The following is a 930-nucleotide window of genomic DNA, read 5'->3' on the forward strand; positions in this document are numbered from 1 at the left end:
CCCAACACATACCTGCATTTCTCTTACGAGAGCGGCGTGCTACTTTTTCTAAGAAGTTAACTGTTTGTTCATAGTCGATAAACTGCCACATCTCATCCACATATAAAACTTTTCGTTTGATAGCGTGTTCTGGACTCTTAATCCAATGCTCCCAAATATAGTTCAAAATAACGTGGAAGGCGATTGGTTTTAAAAACCCTTCCTCTAAATGACTAATGTTGAAATTAACAACACGTGACTCATTTAACTGTGTTTCCACACCACGTCCAAAATGACTTTGCCCATCAAATAATGGTTTTGAACCATCACGTAGGAATGGACGAATTGCCGCAATTAACTCTTCTGCCTTCACATCTTCTCCATGATGTTCTACTAATACATCGTAGATTTCTTTTAACTCTGGCTCTGGCTTTCTCACTTGAGATTGAATTAATTGTCCATCCACCTTTTTCACTTCATCTGTATATAAAGATGAAGGGTGAGAAGTAATACCATGTTTATCAAACACTTCGCGAATCGCATCTTCCAGCATCGTACGTTGGAATACATTTAATCCTGGTTGATCAAAATCTTGTCCGCGAATAATAATGTCAAAGAATCCTAGTATTTCATTAATTTTCTCTAAAATTGGTACGAATCTTACATACTTCACTCCATCACGTTCTATGAGTTCTTTCTTATCATATTGTTCAATTGCTTCTAATTCTTCATCTTTATCTGTAATCTGAAGTTCTGTTACCGCGATTGCACAAGGGTTAATAATGATATTACTTTCTGGTGAAATATTTAAGTTAATGCCACCTAGACGTTTTGTAATTTTTACGAATTCTCCCTCTGGATCGATAATCATTGCATGTGTATCTGCAAGTGACGTTTCACGAGCTAACTTCATCTTTAAAAGTAAACTTTTCCCGGAACCTGAGATCCCCG

General features: G+C 36.8%; 1 protein-coding gene. It reads right to left on the bottom strand.

Annotation, left to right across the window (positions count from 1 at the left end):
- Nucleotides 1–930: helicase HerA domain-containing protein (locus MR155_RS32520; protein WP_242312116.1), on the bottom strand; the 930-nt coding region annotated here is incomplete at both ends.

This window comes from Bacillus cereus group sp. BfR-BA-01331, from assembly GCF_022663915.1.
GTDB classification, from domain to species: domain Bacteria; phylum Bacillota; class Bacilli; order Bacillales; family Bacillaceae_G; genus Bacillus_A; species Bacillus_A mycoides.